This is a genomic window from Actinoplanes sp. NPDC026623 (assembly GCF_040638275.1).
Classification (GTDB): Bacteria; Actinomycetota; Actinomycetes; order Mycobacteriales; family Micromonosporaceae; genus Actinoplanes.
Genome location: NZ_JBEZXZ010000078.1, coordinates 1 through 21,137, shown reverse-complemented (window position 1 = coordinate 21,137; position 21,137 = coordinate 1). Strand labels below are relative to the sequence as shown.

Genomic DNA, 21,137 nt, shown 5'->3' with positions numbered 1-21,137 from the left:
CCAGGGGGTTGGCTGGGGCCTGCCGGGGGCGCCGCCTCGCGAGGGCGGCACGAGCTCACGTGGGGGGCTGAGAACCGCCGCCGAACTCGCCGTTCAGGTACCGCTCGCGCGCCGCGCGGCGCTGCACCTTCCCGCTCGTGGTGCGCGGCAGCATGCCGCGCCGGATCAGGACGACCTCGTCGGCGCGCAGCCGCTGACCCTCGTAGATCGCCGCCGAGATGGACTCCCGCAGCGTCTCCGGCGGCGTCGCGCGCAACGCCCGGCCGTCCGCCTCGACGACCACCACCAGCCGTTCCCGCTCGCCGTCGTCCACCGAGAACGCGGCCGCGCAGTTGGGCCGCAGCGCGGGCGCGCACATCTCGGCGGACAGCTCGAGGTCCTGCGGGTAGTAGTTGCGGCCGTTGCGGATGATCACGTCCTTAAGCCGGCCGGTCACGTACAGCTCGCCGTCGGACAGGAAACCCAGATCTCCGGTACGCAGGTACGGGCGCTGGTCGGCGGCGTCGGTGATCCGCGCCGTGAACGTGGCGGCGCTCTCCGCCGGCCGCCGGAAGTACCCGCCGGCCACGCACGGGCCGCTGATCCAGATCTCGCCGATGCGGCGTTCCGGCAGCCGCCGCCCGGTCTCCGGCTCGACGATCGCGATCCGGGTCGCGCCGACCGCCACCCCGTTGCTGACCAGCGGCTGGCCGTCCGTCTCGTCGCTCGGCACGACCAGGTTCCGGCGCAGCGCCGTCGAGTCGACCCAGAGCACCTTCGGGTTCTCGTCCGGCCGGCTGCCGGTGGCCTTGAGGGTGTTCTCGGCCAGGCCGTAGCCGGGGCTCATCGCCGTCCGGGAAAGGCCGTACGGCGCCATCGCGTCGGCGAACGCCTGCACCGTGCGCCAGCGCACCGGCTCGGCGCCGTTCGCCGCGTACCGCCAGGCCGTCAGGTCGACGTCGGCGCCGATCTTGCCCTGCGCCGCGGCCTCGACGCACAGGTCGTACGCGAAGCTCGGCGCCGCCGCGTGCGTGCCGCGGAACCGCGACAGCGCCTCCAGCCAGCGCGCCGGCCGGCGGATGAACGCCTCCGGCGCCATCAGGTACGCCGGGGTGCCGGTGCACAGCGGCAGGATCGCCCCGAACAGCAGGCCCATGTCGTGGAACAGCGGCAGCCAGGAGACCACCACGCCGTCGGGGTCGCACGGGTAGAGCTCGTCCGTCTCGGCCACGTTGGCCAGGAAGTTCTCGTGCGTGACGACGACGCCCTTGGGGCTGCCGGTCGACCCGGAGGTGTACTGCAGCAGCGCGGTGTCCTGCGGGCCGGGCTCCTCCAGTTCGAGATAGCCGTGCGTGGTGAGCGTCGCGGTGTCGATCAGGGTCAGCCCGGTCAGCTCGGGCGTGCCGGCGAAGTCGCCCTCCAGCCGGGCCTTCACCTCGGCCGTGGTGAGCACGATCGAGGTGCCGGCGTCGTCGGCCATCCGCCGGATCCGGGCCAGGCCGTTCAGCCGGTTCGGCACCTGCGCGGGCGCGCAGGCGACCCGGGCGAACAGGCAGCCGACCAGCGCGCGGACGAAGTCCGGCCCGGTCGGGCAGAGCAGCACCGCGGCGCCGCCGGACAGCCCCCGGGCGGTCAGCGCCATGCCGACCACCCGGCCCTGCTCCTCCACCTGCTGGAAGGTCAGCGTCTCGGCCAGCTCCTCGCCGTCGCGCAGGAAGCCGTACGCCAGTTGGTCGGGGTTCTTCTTCGCGCGCAGCCGCAGCTGCCCGATGACGGTCCGAGTTGCGGACGAAAGCACGTCGGGCGCGGTCACGGTCATCTCAATGCCTCTCTGGCTCAGGAATAGGGCAGCTCGACGGGCGCGAGCCGGTCGAACAGATCGCCGGGGCCGGGATTGCCGGCCGGGGCGGTGCCGCCGAGCCGGTGCACGACGCCCCACACCGCGTTCAGCGCGGTGGTGATCGCCCCCTCGGCGAAGCCGGCCGTCCACGACACGTCGTCGCCGCACAGGAAGAACCCGTCCGGCGAGTCCATGAACTGGGTGAACAGCCGGCGCTGGTAGCGGTACTGGCCGGGCAGGTTGGAGCGGAACGCCCCCATGAACGCGGGCTCGGTCTCCCAGGTCACCGCGACCGGCTCGCCCACGATGTGCGAGCGGACGTCCACGCCGGGATAGGTGTCGGCCAGCCGGGTCAGCAGGACCTCGAGCCGCTCGGCCGCGGACAGCGTGGCCACCTTCAGCGAGTCGTCGTTCCAGGTGTACGACAGGCACATGACGCCCGGCTGGTCCGGCCCGTTGTCGAACAGGTACATGCCGCGGGCGATCCGGTCGGTCAGCGTCATGCCCATGGTCTCCCGGCCGGTCGCCGGGTCGACGTCGCGCCAGAACGGCCGGTCGGTGCGCACGAACAGCTTGGACGAGCCCATGTAGTGGGTCCGCTCGACCGCGGTCCACTGCTGCGTGGTCAGCAGCGACGGGTCGCAGTCGATCCGGTTCAGCATCGTCCACACGTGCGGCGTGAACACCACCGCCTGGAACACCTCGCCGCGGCCGCCGGTGTCGCGTACCTCGATGCCGCCCTCGCGGCGGCGCAGCGAGGTGACCGCAGGCCGGGGCCCCTGCTCGCCGTGCAGCACGGCCAGCGAGGTGCCCCGCGGCCAGTGCGCCGCGCGGTCCGGCCGGTGGTGCCACAGCCCGCGCGGCAGCTGCTGGCAGCCGCCCGGGATGAGCATGTGATCGGTGTCCGCGCCGGTGTAGACGACCCGCAGGATCTCCAGCACCGAGTTGGGGAAGTCGGTGTCCCAGCCGCCGCTGCCGAACCCGACCTGGCCGAAGATCTCCCGGTGCCGGAACGAGCGGAAGGCCGGGCTGGACGACAGGAAACCCCAGAACGAGGTGTCGTCCAGCTCGCCGACCAGCCGGTTCCACACCGACTTGAGCGTCTGCACGTCCCGGTCGCGGATCGCGGCGGTCATCGTGATCAGCTCGGCGTGCTCGGTGAGCGTCTTCTCCCAGGCGTCCGCCACCTCCCGGTACGGCTCGGGCAGGTCCTCGGCGGTCCGCGCGTGGTGCACGTCGCCGTTGAGATGGACCACCGTCGCCGGGGTGCCGGGGGACAGCGGGTTGGGGAACGGCCGGGTCGGCAGGCCGACCAGGTCGATGTAGTGGAACAGCGAGCGTGCCGAGACCGGGAACCGCATGGCGCCCATCTCGGCCACCGCGCCCGGTGCGCCGGGGAACGCCGTCGAGCGCAGCCGGCCGCCGAGCTGCTCGGCCTCGTAGATGATCGGGCGCAGCCCGAGGCGCATCAATTCGTACGCCGCGGTGAGTCCCGCGATGCCGCCGCCGACGACCGCCACCCGGGTGCCGAGCCGGTCGGCCGGAATGGTGCCCAGGCCGGCCGGATGTCGCAGCCATTCGTCATAGGAGAATGGAAAGTCGGGAACGAGCATCGTGATCGGTGCCGGTTCTACAGTCGTCATGGGATAACCCCTCGAAGGCACGGCCGTTCGCGCGTTGCAGATCAACGTAGGAATTGCCGGGGGAATGGCGTAACCCCTACCGGCCGCAGCGATGCCGCGAAGATCCGCCGGAATAAATAAGGGGTTACCCGCGCGTCGGAGGTGCGCGACCGTGGTCAGGGTCGGATGACGGGTCGACACGGGGAGGGCGGATGGCCACGGCTACCGCGAGGGTGCCGGTAGCGGTCGCACCGGCCGGTCCGCCCGATCGGGAGGACTGGCACCGGGCGGTGATGGCGGTGCTGCCGGGCCTGCTCGCGGCGATCTTCCTGGCCGCGCTGGACCAGACGGTGATGAGCGCGTCGATCAAGACGATCGCCGACGATCTGGGCGGGCTCAGCGTCCAGGCCTGGGTGACCACCGCGTTCCTGATCACGTCGACGGTGACCACGCCGCTCTACGGCAAGCTGTCCGATGTCTACGGCCGGCGGATGATGTTCACGGTCGCCATCACGGTGTTCGTGGTCGGTTCGCTGGCCTGCACGTTCGCCACCACGATCTACCAGCTTGCCGGCTTCCGGGCGATACAGGGCCTCGGCGCGGGCGGCCTGCTCGCGGTGTCCAGCGCGATCACCGCGGACCTCGTGCCGCCCCGCGAGCGGGCCCGGTTCCAGGGCTACACGCTGCTGGCGTGGCTCGCCGCCAGCCTGATCGGCCCGCTGGTCGGCGGCCTGTTCGCGTCCACCGAGACGCTGCTCGGCATCGACGGCTGGCGGTGGATCTTCCTGTTCAACGTCCCGGTCGGCGCGGTCGCGCTGGCCGTCGTGCTGCGGGTGCTGCGCACCGAGGGCGCCCGCAAGGCCCGCCGGCTCGACCACTGGGGCGCCGCGCTGATCACCGCGACCGCGGTGCCGCTGCTGCTGGTCGCCGAGCAGGGCCACGAGCGCGGCTGGACCTCCACCTCGGCGCTGACCTGCTACGCGGTCGGCGGGCTCGGCCTGGTGGCGTTCCTGGTCTGCGAGTCGCGGATGGGCGACGACGCGCTGATCCCGCTGCGGCTGTTCCGGCTGCCGGCGTTCACGCTCTCGGTGACGATCACCGCGCTGTTCGGCGCCGGCATGTTCGGCGTCATCTCCACCATCCCGCTCTACCTGCAGGTCGTGCACGGCCTGTCGCCGACCGCGTCCGGCCTGATGATGCTGCCGATGATGGGCGGCACGCTGGTGTCGGTCATCGTCTCCGGCAAGGTGGTCAAGCGCGGCGGCGGCCTGCGCGCGCTGCCCGCGGTCGGCGCGATAGCCACCGCGCTCGGCCTGATCGCCTGCGCCCGGCTCTCGATCGACACCCCGGTCTGGGTGATGGCGCTGCTCATGATCGCCTTCGGGGTGGGCATCGGCACCTCCCGTTCGCTGAACGTGACCGCCCAGAACGCGGTTCCGCGCGCGGACCTCGGCGTGGCCACGTCGACGACCATGTTCTTCCGCGAGATCTCCGGTGCGGTCGGCGTCGCGACGTACCTGTCGGTGCTGTTCGCCCTGCTGCCCGGCACGCTGACCGCGGCGGTGACCCGGGTCGCGGCCCGGCCCGAGGTGGCCGCCCTGCTCGGTGACCCGGCGGTCACCGGTGACCCGGCCAACCGGCCGTTCCTCACCGTGCTGCGCGGCGGCCGCGAGCCGCTGACCGACTCGTCCTTCCTGGCCGCCATGGACGACCGGCTGGCCCGGGCGTTCCGGCTCGCCTTCGACGACGCCGCGGGCCACGTCTTCGTGGTCGGCGCGGTCCTGATGTGCCTGGCCGCGGTGCTCGCCCTGGCGATGCGGCCGCCGGACCTGAGCATCGTCCCGGCAGCTCAGCCCGCCGAGTACTTCGGCCGGCACCGCGCGCCGGACACCGAATATGAGTGATTTTGAACCTGGCCTCGGGCCAGCGGTATCCGGGCCGTCGACCTGCGCCGGGCGCTGCCGCCCGGGCCACGGTGAGAAGGCCCGATCTCGAGGAGAAGAGGTAAGCCATGACCATCGTCGACGAGCCCGTCGCGGACACCGGCGGCTTCGACGCGCTGACACCCTGGTCCGAGCCGGGCTGGCGGGACGCGGCGCTGACCTGGGCCGAGGACGGGCTGCGCGCGGCCGGCCACGAGCCGGCCGGCCGGGCCGGCGTGCGGGTCCGGCTGCGGCCCTGGTCGGTGGTGGCCGGCATCGGGATCGAGGACGGCGCGACCGCCTGGTTCAAGGCCAACGCGCCGGCCTCGGCGTTCGAGGCCGCGCTGGCCGGCGCGCTGCCGGCCTGGGTGCCGGGCCAGGTGCTCGCCCCGCTCGCGGTCGAGCCCGCCAGGGGGTGGACCCTGTTCGCCGACGGCGGAGGCACGCTGGCCGGCGCCGCCACCGGGCCGGAGACCTGGGTGGCACCCCTGCAGCAGTACGCCGAACTCCAGCGCACCCTCGCCCCGCGGGCCGGCGCGCTGCTCGACCTGGGCGTACCGGACAGGCGGCCACAGCTGCTGGCCGGCGGGATGGCGATGCTGCTCGCCCGGGCCGGCGGGGTGGACGACGCCGTGCACGACGCGATCGGCGGCCTCGGCGGCCGGTACGCCGGCTGGTGCGCCGAGCTGGCCGGCTCCGGCGTGCCGGTGACCCTCGATCACGGCGACCTGCAGGACGGCCAGGTCTTCACCCGCCCCGGCGGCCGGTACGTCTTCCACGACTGGGACGCCGCCTCGGTGGGCATGCCGTTCGCCAGCCTGGCCGTGGTCGCCCGGGTGGTCCGCGAGCGCCTCGGCGCCGACGCCCCGGCCGTGCTGACCCGGCTGCGCGACGCCTACCTGGAGCCGTGGACCACGGACGGGCACACCCGCGCCGAGCTGACCCGCCTCGCCGGGCTGGCCTGCCGGGTCGCCCCGATCGGCCAGGTCTTCCGCGCCCTCGCGCCGGGCCGGATCTTTCCCGGCTCCCCGATGGACACCCGGGCCGTGTTGTCGGTCGCCGCGCAGCAGGCCCTCGTTGCCGCGTGCGGCCTGCTGGTCGACTGAGCACGGCTCGGCTCCCGGTAAAAGGGACCGGCGCCCGGCGGGTGAGCCTGCCGGGCGCCGGTCTTCCGTGCCGGGTCACAGCCGATGGCCGGACACCTTCACCTTGCCGAACGGGCCCGCCGCGGCCTTGCCGGCGAGCGTGTCGCCGTCGCGGGTCACGTCGAACGCCAGCGTGATCGGCATTGTCGACATCGGCACCTTGAACGTCAGGTGGTCCCCGTCGACGACGCCCTCCTGAATGTCGTTGATCCGGCCGGCGCCGCCGTCCACCTTGCCCTCGAGACGCTCACCGGAGGTCTCGAAATGCGCGGTCGCCTCCTGCTTCCCCAACGGGCTGTTGATCGCGATGTGCCATTTTCCGTCGATACTCATGGCCCGATGGTCGCGCCTTTTCCCGGCCCGGTCGACCGCTGATCGGCAAGACAGGGGCAGGCCGCCGGCTAGGGGAGGCTAGGGGATTCGCAATGCCGTCCGCGCCGATAACTTGGGCTGAATTCAGCAGACGTGTTCGCACGCCAATCAATCGACGCCGCTTTTCAAGGAGGGCGTTCGTGTCCAAGTCACTGTATGAAATCGGAGAGGTCCCGCCGCTCGGCGTGGTCCCGGAGCAGATGTACGCCACGGTCATCCGGCGCGAGCGGTTCGGCCGGCCGGCCGACGCGATGCGCACCGAGATCGTCGACGTGCCGCGCCCGGGCCGCGGCGAAGTGCTGGTCTACATGATGGCCGCCGGCATCAACTACAACAACGTGTGGGCGTCGCTCGGCGAGCCGCTCGACGTGATCTCGATGCGGCAGAAGATGCACGGCGCCACCGAGGACTTCCACATCGGTGGCAGCGACGGCGCCGGCGTCGTCTGGGCGGTCGGCGAGGGTGTGCGGCACGTCAAGCCCGGTGACCCGGTGGTCACCTCCGGCGCGATGTACGACGAGTCCGATTCGGACATCCGCCTCGGCGCCGACCCGCTGCACAGCCGCTCGATGACCGCCTGGGGCTACGAGTCGAACTACGGTTCGTTCGCCCAGTACGCGCTCGTGCAGGAACACCAGTGCATCCCCAAGCCGGCCAACCTGGCGTGGGAGGAGGCGGGCAGCTTCCTGGTCACCGGCGCCACCGCGTACCGCCAGCTCACCCACTGGGCGCCGAACGAGGTCCGGCCCGGCGACCCGGTGCTCATCTGGGGCGGCTCCGGCGGCCTCGGCTCGGCGGCCATCCAGATCACCCGGATCCGCGGCGGCATCCCGATCGCCGTGGTGTCCAGCCCCGAGCGGGCGCAGTGGTGCATGGACCTCGGCGCGGCCGGCACGATCGACCGCAACGAGTTCCGGCACTGGGGCCGGATGCCGGACATCGACGACGAGCAGGCGTGCGACGCGTGGAGCGCCGAGGCCCGCCGGTTCGGCAAGAAGATCTGGGAGATCCTCGGCGAGCGCCGCAACGTCCGGGTCGTCCTCGAGCACCCGGGCGAGGACACCCTGCCCACCTCGATGATGGTCTGCGACAGCGGCGGCATGGTCGTGATCTGCGGCGGCACCAGCGGCTACAACGGCGACCTCGACCTGCGTTACCTGTGGATGCGCAGCAAGCGCCTGCAGGGCTCGCACGCCTCCGGCACCCGGGAGAACCGCGAGGTGCTCAGCCTGATGGCCGAGGGCCGGCTGAGCGCCTGCGTCACCTGGTGCGGCGGCTTCGAGCAGATCGGCGAGGCGCACCAGATGCTGCACGACAACACGCACTCGAAGGGGAACCTGGCGGCCCTGGTCAACGCCGCGGCCCCCGGACTCACCTCTCTCTGATCCCGTACGTCTCGAAGGGTCTTCCCATGCGCGTTTTGTCCACCGTAACCGGATCACAGGGCCACGCCCGCGCCGTCCTGCCGATGGTCCGGGCCCTGGCTCAGGCCGGGCACGAGGTGCTGGTCATCCTGCCCACCCACCTCGCGGACGTGTACGCCGAATGCGGCGCCCAGGTCGAGCCGATCATGCCGGACTTCGTCGACTCGATGAAGGAGCTCCGGTCCATGCGCGACGCGCTCGACCCGGAGATCTTCGGCTCGGGCGAGAACATCGACACCCGGATGCAGATGATCGGCTTCGCGGCCGGCCCGCACGTGTCCACCGCCTACCACGTCGTGCTGGAGCGGGCCCGCTCGTTCCAGCCGGACATCATCCTGCGCGACGGCGGCGAGCTGTCCGGCTGCCTGGTCGCCGAGAAGCTCGGCCTGCCGCACATCTCGGCGCCGTCCGGCGCCGGCAACCTGGTCGACCCGGACGGCGTCGCCCAGCTGCTCAACCAGCGCCGGGCCGAGCTCGGGCTGCCGGAGCAGGACGACAAGTTCTCGATCTACCGGTACGGCCGGATCAGCTGCCTGCCGCACGCCTACAACTTCGCGGCGTTCGACCTGCCCGAGCCGTTCGAGTACGCCCAGCCGCTGTCGGTGGACGGCACCGAGACCCTGCCGGCCGAGTACGCGAACCTGTCCGGCGACAAGCCGCTCGTGCTGGCCTCGGTCGGCACCTCGCTGCCGGTCGTGCTCGCCATGCAGATGATGGGCATCCCGCTGCCGGACGGCATGGCCGACCCGGCCGTCACGCTGTCGTCCATCATCGGCGGCCTGTCCCGGCTCGACTGCCACGGCATCGTCTCCACCGGCGGCCTGCCCACCGAGGACATGGCGGCCGGGCCGGGCGTGCAGATCGCCGACTGGGTGCCGCAGCCGCTGCTGCTGCAGTGCGCGCAGGTGTTCCTCACGCACGGCGGATACAACAGCATCCGCGAGGGCATGCGGGCCGGCGTGCCGATGGCGGTGCTGCCGCAGTACAGCGACCAGCACCACAACGCGGCCCGGATCGAGGAGCTGGGCCTGGGCGTGCACGTCACCGACGTCAGCCCGGAGGGCATCGCGGCGGCCTGCTCGCGGCTGCTGACCGACGAGCGGATCATCGCGAACGTGCGGGCCGCCCAGCGCCGGATCCTCGGCCTGCCGGGGATGAGCGGGGTCATCACACACCTGGAGAAGCTCGCCGCGGCGGGTGCGGTGTGAGAGCGGACGACGTCCTCGGGCTCAGGCCGTGCGACCGGGTGCTGGTCGTCGCGCCGCACCCGGACGACGAGACGATCGGGCCGGGCGGGACCGTCGCCCGGCTGGCGGCGACCGGCATCGAGGTGCACGTGCTGTGCGTGACGGTCCGGCGCGGCCGGATGTACGGCGGCGCGAGCGACCCGGCCGTGCGGGAACAGGAGTTCGCCAAGGCGTGCGCGGCTCTCGGCGTACGCAATCAGGTTGTCGCCTGGATCGACGAGACCGGCCTGGAGGACGTCTCCGCGCGGCAGCGCGACCTGGTCGACCTGATCGAACGGCACGAGGAGGTGTCGCTCGCGGCGGTCGACCCGGTGGCGCTGATCATCCCGGCCGCCGGCGGCTACCACCAGGACCATCAGGCCGTGTACCGGGCCGGCTTCGCCGCCGCCCGGGTGCATCCGGCCGGCCTCAAGCCGACGCCGCGCATCGTGCTCGGCTACCGCGGCGTCGAGGACCGCTGGAGCGCGGTGGCCGAGCCGTGGTGGCTGCACGTGGACACCTCGGACCAGTGGCCGGCCAAGGAGGAGGCGCTGCGCGCCTACAGCACGCAGATGCGGGCGTCCGGCCCGCGCTCGATCGATCAGGTCGAGCGGATCGACGCGGCGGCGGGAGCGTCCATCGACACCCGGTACGCCGAGAGCTTTGTTCCGTACCGGCTGGCCTACTGACCGGCTCTTCTGGTGAAGGTGACGATTGTGGCAGAGCAACGCATAGGCATGGTGGGCATCGGCTACGCCGGCCTGCCGATGGCCGTGGCCCTGGCCCGGGTGGGCAACCGGGTCTGGGGCTACGACATCGACTACCGCCGGGTGGACAAGGTGAACGCGGGTCGTTCGCCTGTCGACACGGTGACCGACGAGGAACTCCGCGCGCTCGGGCCGGACCTGCGGGCCTCGACCGACCCCGCGGTGCTGGGCGGGTGCGACGTGATCCTGGTCTGCGCGCCGACCCCGGTGGACAACGGCACGCCCAACCTGGAACCGCTGCTGAGCGCGACCCGGGCGGTCCGCGACAACCTGCGCCGCGGCCAGCTCGTGGTGGTCGAGTCGACGACCCACCCGGGCACCACCGACGGCCTGGTGCAGCCGGTGCTGGAGGAGACCGGTCTCAGGGCGGGCGTCGACTTCAACCTGGCGTACTCGCCGGAGCGGATCGACCCGGGCAACGCGACGTTCGGCGTGGCCAACACCCCGCGCGTGGTCGGCGGCCTCACCGCCGCCTGCCGCGACCGGGCCGCCGCCCTGTACGAGCAGGTCGGCACCGTCCACCTGACCAAGAGCATGCGCGAGGCGGAGGCCGCGAAGATCCTGGAGAACACCTACCGCCAGGTCAACACGGCGCTGGCGAACGAGTTCTCGCAGATCTGCTGGGCGATGGACATCGACGTCTGGGACACCATCCACGCGGCCTCGACCAAGCCGTACGGGTTCGCACCGTTCTGGCCGGGCGCGGGGGTCGGCGGGCACTGCATCCCGGCGGATCCGATGTACCTGGTGCACGCGGCCGCCTCGCTGGGCCGGCCGTTCCGGATGGCGGAGACCGCGAACGAGATCAACGAGGGTCAGCCGCTCTGGGTCGCCGACCGGATCTGCAAGGAGCTCGAGGCCGGCGGCCGGTCCGCGGTCGCCGCGACGGTGCTGCTGCTCGGCGTGACCTACAAGGCCGACACGGCCGACGTCCGGCACACCCCGGCCGGGCCGATCGCGCGGGCGTTGCAGGAGCGCGGGGTGCGGGTGCGCTTCCACGACCCGTACGCGGCGGAGCTGTCCTGGCCGGGCGGCCACATCGAACGCGAGCCGGACCTGGCCGCCGCGCTGGCCGAGGCGGACATGACGGTCGTGCTCCAGCGCCACCGCGAGTACGAGCCGGCGGTGATCGGCGGTGCCAGGACGGTGTTCGACACCACCGGCAAGGTCCCGGCGGCGGCCGGCCGCCTCTGAGCGGCGGCAGGACCGGGCGGGTGGAGAGCCGAGGACGCGGATCTCCACCCGCTCTCTCCACCCTGCGCAGGTGCCGGGCACCGCGACCCGGCCGATAACTTCGGTTCACCTTCCGCGAGAAGCGGTCCGAGAGGAGCTACCATGTTGGTCGCGCTGGACAGCGACAGCCTGATGACCCTGCTGTTGATCCGGTTCGCGCTGCTGGTCGCCGGCGTCGCGGTGCTGGTGCTGGTGGCGTTCACCGTGCTGGTCGTGCTGAAGAAGCGCGGCCGGCTGGACGACGCCCGCAAGTACGGCGAGTACGTCGCCCCGGCGGCTCGCGCCTATCTGGACCGCCGGGGCGACTACCGGTCCGGCGGCCGCCGCGGCGGGATCCTCTCCACGATCCTGCGCGCCGTGCTGAACTCGCTCGACGACCGCAACCGGCGGCGGTGACCGATGTACGCGATGGACAGCGACGAGCTGCTGCACCACCTGTTCGTGGACCTGCTCTGGAAGATCGGCATCGTGGTGCTGGCCGTGATCGTGGTGATCCTCCTGATGGTCCTGATCTACCGGGTGGTCAACCGGAAGTAGCGGCACCGGGAGGAAATAGAGTTCCCCGCCATGAGCACACGATGGCATTTCGTGGACCGGATGGCGCCGAGCTGGCTGGTGGTCCAGCTGCTCGGCACGGCGGTGCTGCTGCTCACGCTCTTCACCGCCCGCGAGAACACGCTCGGGGTCTGGGCCGTCTACGCCGTCTCGGTGCTCGCCTGGCTGACCTTCATCGTGGCCGACCCGTGGCACCGGCGGCTCGCGAACGCCGCCCTGGCGGTGAGCGGTGTCCTGCCGGTGTTCGTGGTCGGCGTCGCGGACGACCCGACCGCTCTGGTGATCATCTGCGTGGTGCTCAGCCGGTTCGCCTCGCTGACCACCCCGAGCGGCACCGCGATCGTGGTGGTGGTCGGCGGGGTCGTGGCCGGCAGCGCGATCGCCTATCTGGCTACCGGGCACCCCTGGCAGGACGCCCTCGGCTATCCCGGCCTGATCCTGCTGGTCACCCTGCTCGGCCTGCACCGCCGGCAGTACGCGCTGCGTACCGATCAGGCCGAGGAGCTGCTTCGGCAGACCGAGCTGGCCCAGCAGGAGAAGGCGCGGGCCGCGGCCCTGGACGAGCGGGCCCGGATCGCCCGCGAGATGCACGACGTGCTGGCGCACTCGCTGGGTGCGCTGGGCATGCAGCTGAAGGTCGCCGAGGCGCTGCTGTCCGAGAAGGGCGACGCGGCCGGCGCCCTGGACCGGGTCCGGCGCTCGAACCGGCTCGCCGAGGAGGGCCTGGTGGAGGCGCGGAACGCGGTGGCGGCGCTGCGCGGCGACGTGCCCTCGCTGCCGGACGCGGCGGCGGAACTGGTCGAGGTGTTCGGCCGGGACCATCAGACCGCGATCGAGCTGACCGTGGTGTCCGAGCCGCGGCGGGCCTCGACGACGGCGACCGTGTCCCTGGTCCGGACGCTGCGCGAGGCGCTGACCAACGCGGCCAAGCACGCCCCGGGCGAGCCGGTCGCGGTGACGCTCGACTTCGCCGGCGAGCGGATCCGCCTGGACGTCGTCAACGGCCGCCCGCAGCGGGTGCCACCACGTGCGGAGGGCCCGTCCGGCTACGGCCTGACGGGCATGCGCGAGCGGCTGGCGCTGGTCGGCGGCACCCTGACCGCGGGGGAGAGCGAGGCGGGTGCGGGCGGGGGCTGGCGGGTCACCGCCGAGGTTCCGGAGTGACCCGCCCCTGCGCCCTCAGGCGTGCGACAGCGAATACCGCAGGTCCGTGGGCCGACAATTGTCCAGCTCGGTCGGCAGGTCCCGGCGCCGGCTGACCTGCAGCTTGCGGTAGGCCCGGGTGAGGTGCTGCTCGACCGTGCTGACCGTCAGGTAGAGCCGGGCGGCGATGTCGCGGTTGGTGTAACCGCGCGAGGCCAGTGCGGCAACCCGCCGCTCGGCTTCACTGAGGATGGTCACGGCCGCCGAGCCGGGCTCCGACGTGGATCCGGTGCCCGCCTCGGCGGCTTTGATCATGACTAATGCCGATTCTGAACGCATTCACTTTCCCCCGTGATGCTCGGTGATTGCGGTGTGCGCGGCGCTCATGGCGGCCAGCGTCCGGCGCCCCCGTGCTGCCGGCCGGTCGACCGTCCACTGTGTTGAGTGTGATCGCCGTTTGTCACAGCTTATTCATCTCAGCTGACGACATCGATGACGATAGCGACTGTTGTGAGTAGCGTCAACTGTTGTAGTGTCATCGCCAAGTTAGAGCTCACGTCGGCGAACGAGGTGATTGCCGTGACGGCCGGCGCAGGGACTGGATCGCTCGCACAACGCATCGACAAACTGTTCAAGACGGTGAAACCCAAGGGCCGGGAGTTCACCTACGACGAGGTCGCGAAGGGCTGCGAGGCCATCGGCGGGACCTTCTCCAAGACGTACGTCTGGCAGCTGCGCTCCGGGCTGCGGGAGAACCCCACCAAGCGGCACCTCGAGGCGCTGGCCGCGTTCTTCGGCGTGCCGGTCGGCTACTTCTTCGACGACGAGGCCGCCGCGCGGATCGACGAGCAGATCGAGCTCGCCATCGCCCTGCGGGACGCCTCGGTCCGCGACATCGCGCTGCGCACCATGTCCATGGACGAGGCGACCCGCCGCTCGATCGCACAGATCGTGCGCGAGGTGGGCAACATCCGGGGCGCCGGCGGTGCCGAGCGTCCGGGAGACGACACGAATGGATGACCGTGGATGGATCACCGTATCGTGGAAGGGCAGACCCCCCGGCTCTGCCGCCGACTGATCACGTCCGAGGAAAGCTCGATTCTACCGGTTAGGGTAGCTGACGTGCGGTATCGAGAATTACGTCGTCGTTGCGACCGGCATGTGCATTCCCTGCTGGAGGCCGGGGATGTGCCCGATCCGTTCACCCTGGACGCGTTCCTGATCAAGCTCGAGGCCCGGCGGGGCCGCCGGATCATCCTGCGGTCCAGCGACTACGTGCCGGGCGTCGCCTGCGGCATGTGGCTGCGGCTGGCCGATGTGGACGTCATCGTCTACGCGCGGACCGCGCCGCTGCACGAGGAACACATCGTGCTGCACGAGGTCGGCCACATGCTGTGCCGCCACCAGGGCGGGACCGCCCTCGGCGAGGACGTCACCCGGGTGCTGATGCCCGACCTCGACCCGGCCATGGTGCGCAGCCTGCTCAACCGGGGCGCCTACACCGACATCGAGGAGCAGGAGGCCGAGCTGTTCGCCACCCTGCTGCTCGAGCGGGTGGCCGACCGCCGGCCGTCGGACAACCCGGTCGACGCCGACCTGGCGCCGGAGCTGGACCGCCTGCGGTCGACCTTCAGCGAGTGAGGTAGCGATGGCGACGATCATCATGGTCGCGGCCGGGCTGGCCGGGCTGCTCACCTGCTTCCTGAAGCTGCCCCACGCGGTGCGCAATCCGGACCGGCCCGCGCTGCGCGCCCTCTGCGTCATGCTCGGCACCTTCGGCCTGGCCTTCATCGTCACCGCCCCGCCGGTCACCCCGGCGGTCAGCGCGGCCCTCGGCGTCCCCAACGCCGGTCGCCTGATCGGCAACGCGCTCACCCTGATCAGCGCGGGCGCGCTGCAGGCGATGATGCTCTACCTGGCGCACACCGCCGCCGAGGCGTGGCCCCGGGTCCGGCTGCGGCTGATCGTGCTCGCCGTCGCGCTGACCGGCATGACGGTCGCGCTGCTGAGCGCGCACACCAAAGAGGACCCGAACTTCGTCAGCGGCCACCCCGGCTACCCGCCGATCGTCATCTACGAGCTGTTCTACCTCGGCTACCTCAGCCTCGCCCTGACCGACCTGCTGACCTTCTCGATCCGCTACGCCCGCTACGCCGAGGGCGCGCTGCGGGCCGGGATGCGGGTGGTCAGCGCCGGCGCCGTGTTCGGCATCTTCTACTTCGTCTACCGGGTGGCCCTGCTGTTCGGCGGCTTCGCGCACTGGACCGGCGGCGACGAGTCGACCATCTCGGCCGTGCTGGCCGGCATCTCCGGCATCCTGGTGGCGATCGGCGCGACCCTGCCGCTCTGGGGCAAGTACGCTGCCCTGCCCTGGCGGCGCGGCCGGCAGCTGCTCAGCTACCACCGCCTGGCCGCGCTCTGGGACACGCTGCACAACGCCGTGCCCGAGGTGGCGCTCACCAGCGAGCAGGCGATGACCGGCAGCTACCGGCGCGGCGAGATCGGCATCCGGCTCTACCGCCGGGTCATCGAGATCCGTGACGCGCAGCTCATCCTGCGGGCGCACAGCGACCCCGAGGCGGTGCGCCGGATCGAGCAGGACGCGGTCGGCCGGCGGCTCACCGGCGACCGGCTGCGGGCCGCCGTGGACGCGGCCGAGCTGTTCACCGCGCTGCACGCCGCCGACCGGCCCCACGAACCGGCGGCCGGCCAGGATCGCGAGGCCCCCGAACCGATGGAGGGCGACGCCCGGCTGACCAGCGAGAGCCGCTATCTGGAGCTGGTCGCGGACGCCTTCCGGCAGCTCAACGACAATCCGCCGACTATGCCGGCGAGGACTGGATCATGACTGTCGAGACCCCTCCGGCCGAACGCACGCCGCTGCGCCGGGCAGCCAAGGCCATTACCGATGTGCTGTCCCCGGCCGCGCTGGTCAGCCTGCTGTTGCTGCTGATCCCGGTGCACGCGGCCGGAATCTGGCCGGGCCTCGGCTGGGGGCTGCTGGCCATCGCGTTCGTCAGCGCCGCCCCGCTGACCTATGTGATCGTCCGGGTCCGCCGGCGCACCCTCACCGACGTGCACATCGGCGTCCGCGAGCACCGCCGGATCCCGTTCGTGGTCGGCCTCATCACCGTGCTGGCCGGCCTGGTCGTGCTGATCGTGTTCGACGCGCCGCGGGACCTGATCGCGTTCGTCGCGACCGTGCTGGTGCTGACCGCGGCCACCATCGCGGTCACCGGGTTCTGGAAGATCTCGGTGCACGCGATGGTGGCCATGATGACCACCGGAATCCTCGTGGTCCTCTACGGGCCGGTGCTGTGGCTGCTGCTGCCGGTGGTCGCGGTGATCGGCTGGGCCCGGGTGCGGCTCGCCGACCACACGCTCGCCCAGGTGCTGGCCGGCGCCGCGCTGGGCCTAGCGCTGGTGGGCGTCTTCGTGGCGCTGCGCTGAGGCTTCGAGCAGCCCGGCGCGGGCGCAGGCGTGCACGGCCGAGTAGATGTAGCCGGACGTGATCCGCCACGGCTCGTACAGCTCCTTGCCGTGCCACAGCGTCGCGCGGCCCGAGCGCGGCAGCCCGTCGCGGACCCCGTCGGCCAGGTATCCGGCGCCGCGGCGCAGGGCCTCGGCCGACTCGGCGGTGCCGGCCGCGAGCAGGGCCCGCACCGCGTACGCGGTCTCCTCGTAGGTGCCGTGCCAGACGCCCCAGGAGCCGTCCGGGCGCTGCGAGCCGGCCAGCCACGCCGCGGTCCGGCGTACCCGGTCGGTCGCCGCGGGGTCGCCGGCCAGCGCCAGCACCGACGCCGAGGTCGCGTAGTACGGCGAGGCGTGCCACTTGTCGGCCCAGAAGCCGTCCTGGTTCTGGGTGTCGAACAGGTACGTCCGGGCGGCCGCCGAGCGGCGCTCGTCGCCCCGGACGGCGCGCAGCACGTGCGCGTTCGTCGAGATGGACGCGGTGCGCTCGACCGAGAAGGTGGTGTACCGGTCGTCGCGCTCGTAGCGGTCGAGCAGGCTCAGGTCCGGCCGGGCGCCCAGGCTGCTGAGGGCGTACAGGATCCGGGCGGTGTCGTCGGCGTCCGGCGGCAGGCCGGGCCCCGGGATCGCGCCCTCCGGGCGCAGCGACGTCGTCAGCCACGCCCGCAGCCGGCCGGCCAGGCGCGGCCCGATCGGCGCCGCGCCCTGCGCCATCGCGCCCACCACCCAGGCGCCCTCGAAGAACCGCACCGGCGCGACCGTCGGCCAGCCGCCGTCGTAGCGCGCCGCCTCCGCGGTGAGGAACGCCTCGGCGTCCGCGAGCGGGGCCGGCGACCAGGCCAGCAGCGCCGCGGTGGCGGCCGGGGAGCAGGTCATCGCGCCGCCGCTCAGGCCCGGCAGGCCGATCGCGGCCGGCCCGAGCACCTCGAGCGAGTGCCAGAGCGGCAGCGGCAGCCTCTCGCCGGCCACCGCCCGCCGGCGCAGGTCGTGCAGGCGGACCAGCCATTCGCGCTGCCGGTCCAGGGCCGGCATCAGCACGGTGGCGCCGTCGGCGACCAGCGCCTCGAGCAGGTCCGGCTGGATCAGCTCGACGGCGACCGTGTCCGGCTGCCGCTCCGGCGCGAAATACTCCAGATGCCGTGCCAGGAAGGCCAGCCCGCGCGACGCGGGAACGGCCCGGCCCAGTTCGGACAGCGTCTTCACCGCCGCCATCGTGGGCGCCAGCCGGTAGGTGACCGCGGCCTGCGGGTAACCCCAGCTGCCGTCGGGGTTCTGGCCTGCGATCAGGGCACCGGTCGCGGCGTCGGCGAGGCGCCCGGGCATCCCGCCGGGGCGCCGGGACCAGAGCGACAGGACCCGGGCGGTGTCGTACCAGGACAGTGAGAGCCGGCTGCTGGTGTCGTCGACGATGGCCGCCAGCAGCCCGTCGAGCGCACCCGTCGCTGTGTTGACGAAGTAGTCCTTCGACATGAATCCCCCGTTATCTCCGATAGAGACACAAAGCAGGGATGATATCGACGTCGCTTGCGGGTCGGGAGCCTTCGACCGGTATCGATCGGGAAATTGACATCAGTCCGCAGGAATGCGACTTAGGGGTTGGCACGGGTTATCCGGGCCGCCCGCAGGCCATAGCTTCAGGTCACAAGCGACGCCAGAAGCGGGAGTGAGACGATGGAAGAACACCTGATCGACGCGATCCTCGAAGGCGGACCCGAAGACTTTCCGGCCACCGAGCGGGTGCGCCGCGTGCCGGCCGGCGATTCGAAGATCAAGATCCGGCACGGCACCGGCCACGAGCATTTCGAGCGCCGCGAATCCGGCAAAGATGAAAAGCATTCGGTATACGCCTGGACCGCCCGGACCCGGGTGGCCGAGTAGGGGCCTCCTGACGATCCGAAAGGGCCGCCGCCAGGCGAATCCTGGTCGGCGGCCCTTTCGGCGAGCCATTGATCAACTGTGTTACGTTGCGGCGCCGCTGGTGCGCACCCAGGGCGAAGAGTTTCGACCTTCGCGCGCTGAGCGACGACAATCTCCTGAAGCCTTTCAGCCAGCCGGATGATGGCGGCTTCGTGGTGGTGACCAAGGCGCCATCGACTCCTGGACCCGCGTTTTGAATCGATCAGTATCAGCGAGAGCTGCCGAGGGATGGGGGTTCTGGACTGAGAATGGATCCGGAAATTCGTCAAGCGTCGCGGATGGCGGTCGACGACCCGTCTTTCGGCGTCCGGGTCGCTGGCCTGGCCGAGCTGGTCAGGATCCATTCCGAGGCCAGGGCGGACGGATCGCCGGCGAGGTGGAGCTCTGAAGCGGCTCTGGCCTCGCAGGTGGCCGAGGGCACAACGGCAGGCCCGCACGATGACTTATGGCTTGGTGAGTAGTGCGGGCAGGGCCGCGGGTGCCTGCCGGAGCGCATCGGAGCTGACGCCCGGGGCGACGAGGCGCCGGCAGCCGTCGAGTTCCACGTAGATGTCGCCCTGGGGAGTTTCCAGCCGGGCGAACCGGTTCGCCGGGGTGGTGCATGTTCCGGCCTCTCCGGAGGCCCGGACCGCTCGCTTGACGGCAGCCCACCGGGCGGGCGGCAGCAGACCGCCGGAGACGAAGTCGCCCTGCGGCTTGTCGTTGTCCGGCTCGCGCTCCTTCACCCGGTAGATGCACAGCCGCACCGATGCGGCGTCGTCGGCCAGCGGGGCGAGATCACCCTGCTGCGCGGGCGGGTAGAAGCCGGTGAACCAGACCATGTCGGTGAAGACCTGATCGCATCCGCTCGCGGCGGCCTCCGCCGACTCGATCTCCTGGAGTACCCGAGTGGCGGTACGCGTCCACCGCAGCTTCTCCATGGCCGCCGAGACCTCGGCGCGGGGCTTGCCGCAGTCGTCGCGGGGAATGCCGGGACGCACCCATCGGCCCCGGCCGTCGAGCAGCACCAGCCGCGGCTGGGCGTAACCATCGGCGGTGCAGATCATGTCCGGCGACAGGTCGTCGGCGGACGGCTCCGGTGACGGCGGCGGCGCGTCGGGCAGGCGCAGCGCGGCGAGCAGGGCTGCCACGTCGTCGGCGCGGTCCTCGACGCCGATCCCGTCGGTACCACCGTCGGGCCGGCGCCGCGTCGCCTCCCCGCACATGACGGCGGCCACCGGGCGGAAGGTGCCGATGAGACGCAGCGACGTCACGTCGTCGCTGTCACCGTTCTGATTCCGCATGGACGGTTCGCCGGCACACGAGCCCCAGCGCGGGTGGATCCGTGGCGCATTGGATGGCCGCGGATCCGGCGCGGGTTCGGCCGACCCGGACATCTGCGCGCCCGCGGGCCCCGCACCGGTCACCTGGCCCGCGCAGCCGGCGGCGACCAGGGTGAGTACCCCGCCGGCCGCGAGTGCCGCGGCACTCCAGGCGGCCCGGCACCACAACTTGATCATTTGCAGGAGCCTAGGACGGGCCGGCCCTCAACGGGCCAGTAGGTGAGTCCGTCAACGGGCCCGAACGGGTCTGGGCAGTGGCCGCATCGGGCCTGGTGGCCGCCTTTCGGCCGAACCTCATCCACCTGACGATCTCCGAGGTTCAACGCTCGGTGGCGGCAGGGGATGATGACCTGAATTTCGCTTTCAACCGTTTCGCCACCGCCACCACACCGTTGATGGCCGCGGCGTTGATGAGCGCGCCTCCGGCGACGCAGCCCACCACAGCCACTGAACGCCCTCAACGGCGAGCCACTGGCCGCCCGTGAGGCGCTCGAACAGCATCGACACCGGGATCGACCCGGGCAGGGACAACGCGGTCGGGAGGACGTCGGGGTGGCTGTAGCCCGACCCGTCCTGCGCGTAGCGCGCCAGGGACGGCACCGAGGCGAACACGGTCGCGGCGGCGACCAGGCCCAGGTAGATCCGCGAGAGCCTGCTGCCGACGAACCAACGCACGATCTGCACCCGGGCATCCTGACCGTTTTCCCAGGTCAGCGCAATGAGCATCGCTACTCACCCAGCTAGGGCCCGCAAAGGAGGACACCGACCTCGACGGCGGCCGCGCCGAGCCGCGCCGCCTCGAACGTCTCGGCGGGCACCCGGCAGACGGCGTGGCCGAACGTGATCGGAGCTGCTTGCTTGCCGCCGCATGACAGGCTCGTTCTCCGTGATCGATGACTTCGCGAAGGACTGGCTGCACGACGAACTCCGGTTCACCCGTCAGGCGCTGGTCCGGAAGCTCGGCGGCCTGTCCGAGTACGACGTCCGGCGCCCCTGACAGCGACCGCGACCAGCCTTTCAACGTGGCCGGGGTGGCAGCGCCCGGCTGACACACCTTTGGCCCGCGGCCAGGTGAATTGCTCACTGCCCAGCCGGATGGGTGCCGGATCCCGCCGGGGGGGGGGGGGGGGGGGCCCCCCCCCCCCCCCCCCCCGCCCGCCCCCCCCCTGGGGGGGGGGGGGGGGGGCGGCCCCGCGCGG

The 21,137-nt window shown here is 71.9% G+C and carries 20 protein-coding genes and 1 pseudogene; 14 read left to right on the top strand and 7 right to left on the bottom strand.

Annotation, left to right across the window (positions count from 1 at the left end):
• Nucleotides 1–55: 55 nt before the first annotated feature.
• Entirely contained in the window at nt 56–1,798 is a 1,743-nt protein-coding gene (locus AB0F10_RS22980) for a fatty acyl-AMP ligase (protein WP_360628436.1), read from the bottom strand.
• Nucleotides 1,799–1,815: 17 nt separating this feature from the next.
• Nucleotides 1,816–3,462, bottom strand: a complete 1,647-nt coding sequence (locus tag AB0F10_RS22975; RefSeq protein WP_360628433.1) for an NAD(P)/FAD-dependent oxidoreductase — start codon at nt 3,460–3,462, stop codon at nt 1,816–1,818.
• Between the two features lie 191 nt (nt 3,463–3,653).
• Here AB0F10_RS22975 and AB0F10_RS22970 point away from each other — a divergent pair, with 191 nt between their 5' ends.
• A complete protein-coding gene (locus AB0F10_RS22970; protein WP_360628430.1) occupies nt 3,654–5,345 on the top strand; it encodes an MDR family MFS transporter in 1,692 nt (563 codons plus the stop codon).
• A gap of 107 nt (nt 5,346–5,452) precedes the next feature.
• On the top strand, nt 5,453–6,469 hold the full coding sequence (locus AB0F10_RS22965) for a hypothetical protein (RefSeq protein ID WP_360628427.1): 1,017 nt from the start codon (nt 5,453–5,455) through the stop codon (nt 6,467–6,469).
• 75 nt (nt 6,470–6,544) lie between these two features.
• Here the strand turns inward: AB0F10_RS22965 and AB0F10_RS22960 are convergent, their stop codons facing one another.
• Nucleotides 6,545–6,841, bottom strand: coding sequence for a hypothetical protein (locus tag AB0F10_RS22960; protein WP_360628424.1), 297 nt, complete (start codon nt 6,839–6,841; stop codon nt 6,545–6,547).
• A gap of 179 nt (nt 6,842–7,020) precedes the next feature.
• Between AB0F10_RS22960 and ccrA the strand changes: the two genes are divergently transcribed.
• The 7 genes from ccrA (at nt 7,021) to AB0F10_RS22925 (ending at nt 13,249) form a co-directional block, all read left to right on the top strand.
• The gene (gene ccrA / locus AB0F10_RS22955) at nt 7,021–8,265 is read left to right on the top strand and encodes a crotonyl-CoA carboxylase/reductase (protein ID WP_360628421.1); all 1,245 of its coding nucleotides are present in this window, start codon (nt 7,021–7,023) and stop codon (nt 8,263–8,265) included.
• A 26-nt stretch (nt 8,266–8,291) separates the two neighbouring features.
• Entirely contained in the window at nt 8,292–9,512 is a 1,221-nt protein-coding gene (locus AB0F10_RS22950; protein ID WP_360628418.1) for a glycosyltransferase, read from the top strand.
• Entirely contained in the window at nt 9,509–10,219 is a 711-nt protein-coding gene (locus AB0F10_RS22945) for a PIG-L deacetylase family protein (RefSeq protein ID WP_360628415.1), read from the top strand. Before AB0F10_RS22950 ends, AB0F10_RS22945 begins: the two co-directional genes overlap by 4 nt.
• Before the next feature lie 27 nt (nt 10,220–10,246).
• Nucleotides 10,247–11,491, top strand: coding sequence for a nucleotide sugar dehydrogenase (locus AB0F10_RS22940; protein ID WP_360628412.1), 1,245 nt, complete (start codon nt 10,247–10,249; stop codon nt 11,489–11,491).
• Between the two features lie 141 nt (nt 11,492–11,632).
• Nucleotides 11,633–11,926 carry a hypothetical protein gene (locus tag AB0F10_RS22935; RefSeq protein WP_360628409.1) on the top strand — a complete coding sequence of 98 codons (294 nt, stop codon included), beginning with the start codon at nt 11,633–11,635 and terminating at the stop codon, nt 11,924–11,926.
• A gap of 3 nt (nt 11,927–11,929) precedes the next feature.
• On the top strand, nt 11,930–12,067 hold the full coding sequence (locus tag AB0F10_RS22930; protein ID WP_360628406.1) for a hypothetical protein: 138 nt from the start codon (nt 11,930–11,932) through the stop codon (nt 12,065–12,067).
• Between the two features lie 30 nt (nt 12,068–12,097).
• Entirely contained in the window at nt 12,098–13,249 is a 1,152-nt protein-coding gene (locus AB0F10_RS22925) for a histidine kinase (protein ID WP_360628403.1), read from the top strand.
• Nucleotides 13,250–13,264: 15 nt separating this feature from the next.
• Here AB0F10_RS22925 and AB0F10_RS22920 read toward each other — a convergent pair.
• Nucleotides 13,265–13,486, bottom strand: a pseudogene (locus AB0F10_RS22920) (helix-turn-helix transcriptional regulator); the annotation flags it as partial.
• Nucleotides 13,487–13,807: 321 nt separating this feature from the next.
• Between AB0F10_RS22920 and AB0F10_RS22915 the strand changes: the two are divergent.
• The 4 genes from AB0F10_RS22915 to AB0F10_RS22900 all read left to right on the top strand — a co-directional run bounded on the left by AB0F10_RS22915 (nt 13,808) and on the right by AB0F10_RS22900 (nt 16,678).
• Entirely contained in the window at nt 13,808–14,248 is a 441-nt protein-coding gene (locus AB0F10_RS22915; protein WP_360628400.1) for a helix-turn-helix domain-containing protein, read from the top strand.
• A 141-nt stretch (nt 14,249–14,389) separates the two neighbouring features.
• Nucleotides 14,390–14,869 carry a hypothetical protein gene (locus tag AB0F10_RS22910; RefSeq protein WP_360628397.1) on the top strand — a complete coding sequence of 160 codons (480 nt, stop codon included), beginning with the start codon at nt 14,390–14,392 and terminating at the stop codon, nt 14,867–14,869.
• Between the two features lie 7 nt (nt 14,870–14,876).
• Entirely contained in the window at nt 14,877–16,076 is a 1,200-nt protein-coding gene (locus tag AB0F10_RS22905; RefSeq protein WP_360628394.1) for an MAB_1171c family putative transporter, read from the top strand.
• A complete protein-coding gene (locus AB0F10_RS22900) occupies nt 16,073–16,678 on the top strand; it encodes a phosphoesterase PA-phosphatase (protein ID WP_360628391.1) in 606 nt (201 codons plus the stop codon). The genes AB0F10_RS22905 and AB0F10_RS22900 overlap by 4 nt, the downstream gene beginning before the upstream one ends.
• Here AB0F10_RS22900 and AB0F10_RS22895 read toward each other — a convergent pair.
• The gene (locus AB0F10_RS22895; RefSeq protein ID WP_360628388.1) at nt 16,643–18,169 is read right to left on the bottom strand and encodes a hypothetical protein; all 1,527 of its coding nucleotides are present in this window, start codon (nt 18,167–18,169) and stop codon (nt 16,643–16,645) included. The genes AB0F10_RS22900 and AB0F10_RS22895 overlap by 36 nt on opposite strands.
• A gap of 201 nt (nt 18,170–18,370) precedes the next feature.
• Here AB0F10_RS22895 and AB0F10_RS22890 point away from each other — a divergent pair, with 201 nt between their 5' ends.
• Complete coding sequence (locus tag AB0F10_RS22890) at nt 18,371–18,577, top strand: DUF5988 family protein (RefSeq protein ID WP_360628385.1); 207 nt, start codon at nt 18,371–18,373, stop codon at nt 18,575–18,577.
• 482 nt (nt 18,578–19,059) lie between these two features.
• Here the strand turns inward: AB0F10_RS22890 and AB0F10_RS22885 are convergent, their stop codons facing one another.
• Together AB0F10_RS22885 and AB0F10_RS22880 are read right to left on the bottom strand one after the other, a co-directional pair.
• A complete protein-coding gene (locus AB0F10_RS22885) occupies nt 19,060–20,115 on the bottom strand; it encodes a hypothetical protein (protein ID WP_360628382.1) in 1,056 nt (351 codons plus the stop codon).
• 186 nt (nt 20,116–20,301) lie between these two features.
• Nucleotides 20,302–20,664: a hypothetical protein gene (locus AB0F10_RS22880; RefSeq protein ID WP_360628379.1), complete on the bottom strand. Its 363-nt coding sequence runs from the start codon at nt 20,662–20,664 to the stop codon at nt 20,302–20,304.
• Nucleotides 20,665–21,137: the final 473 nt, after the last annotated feature.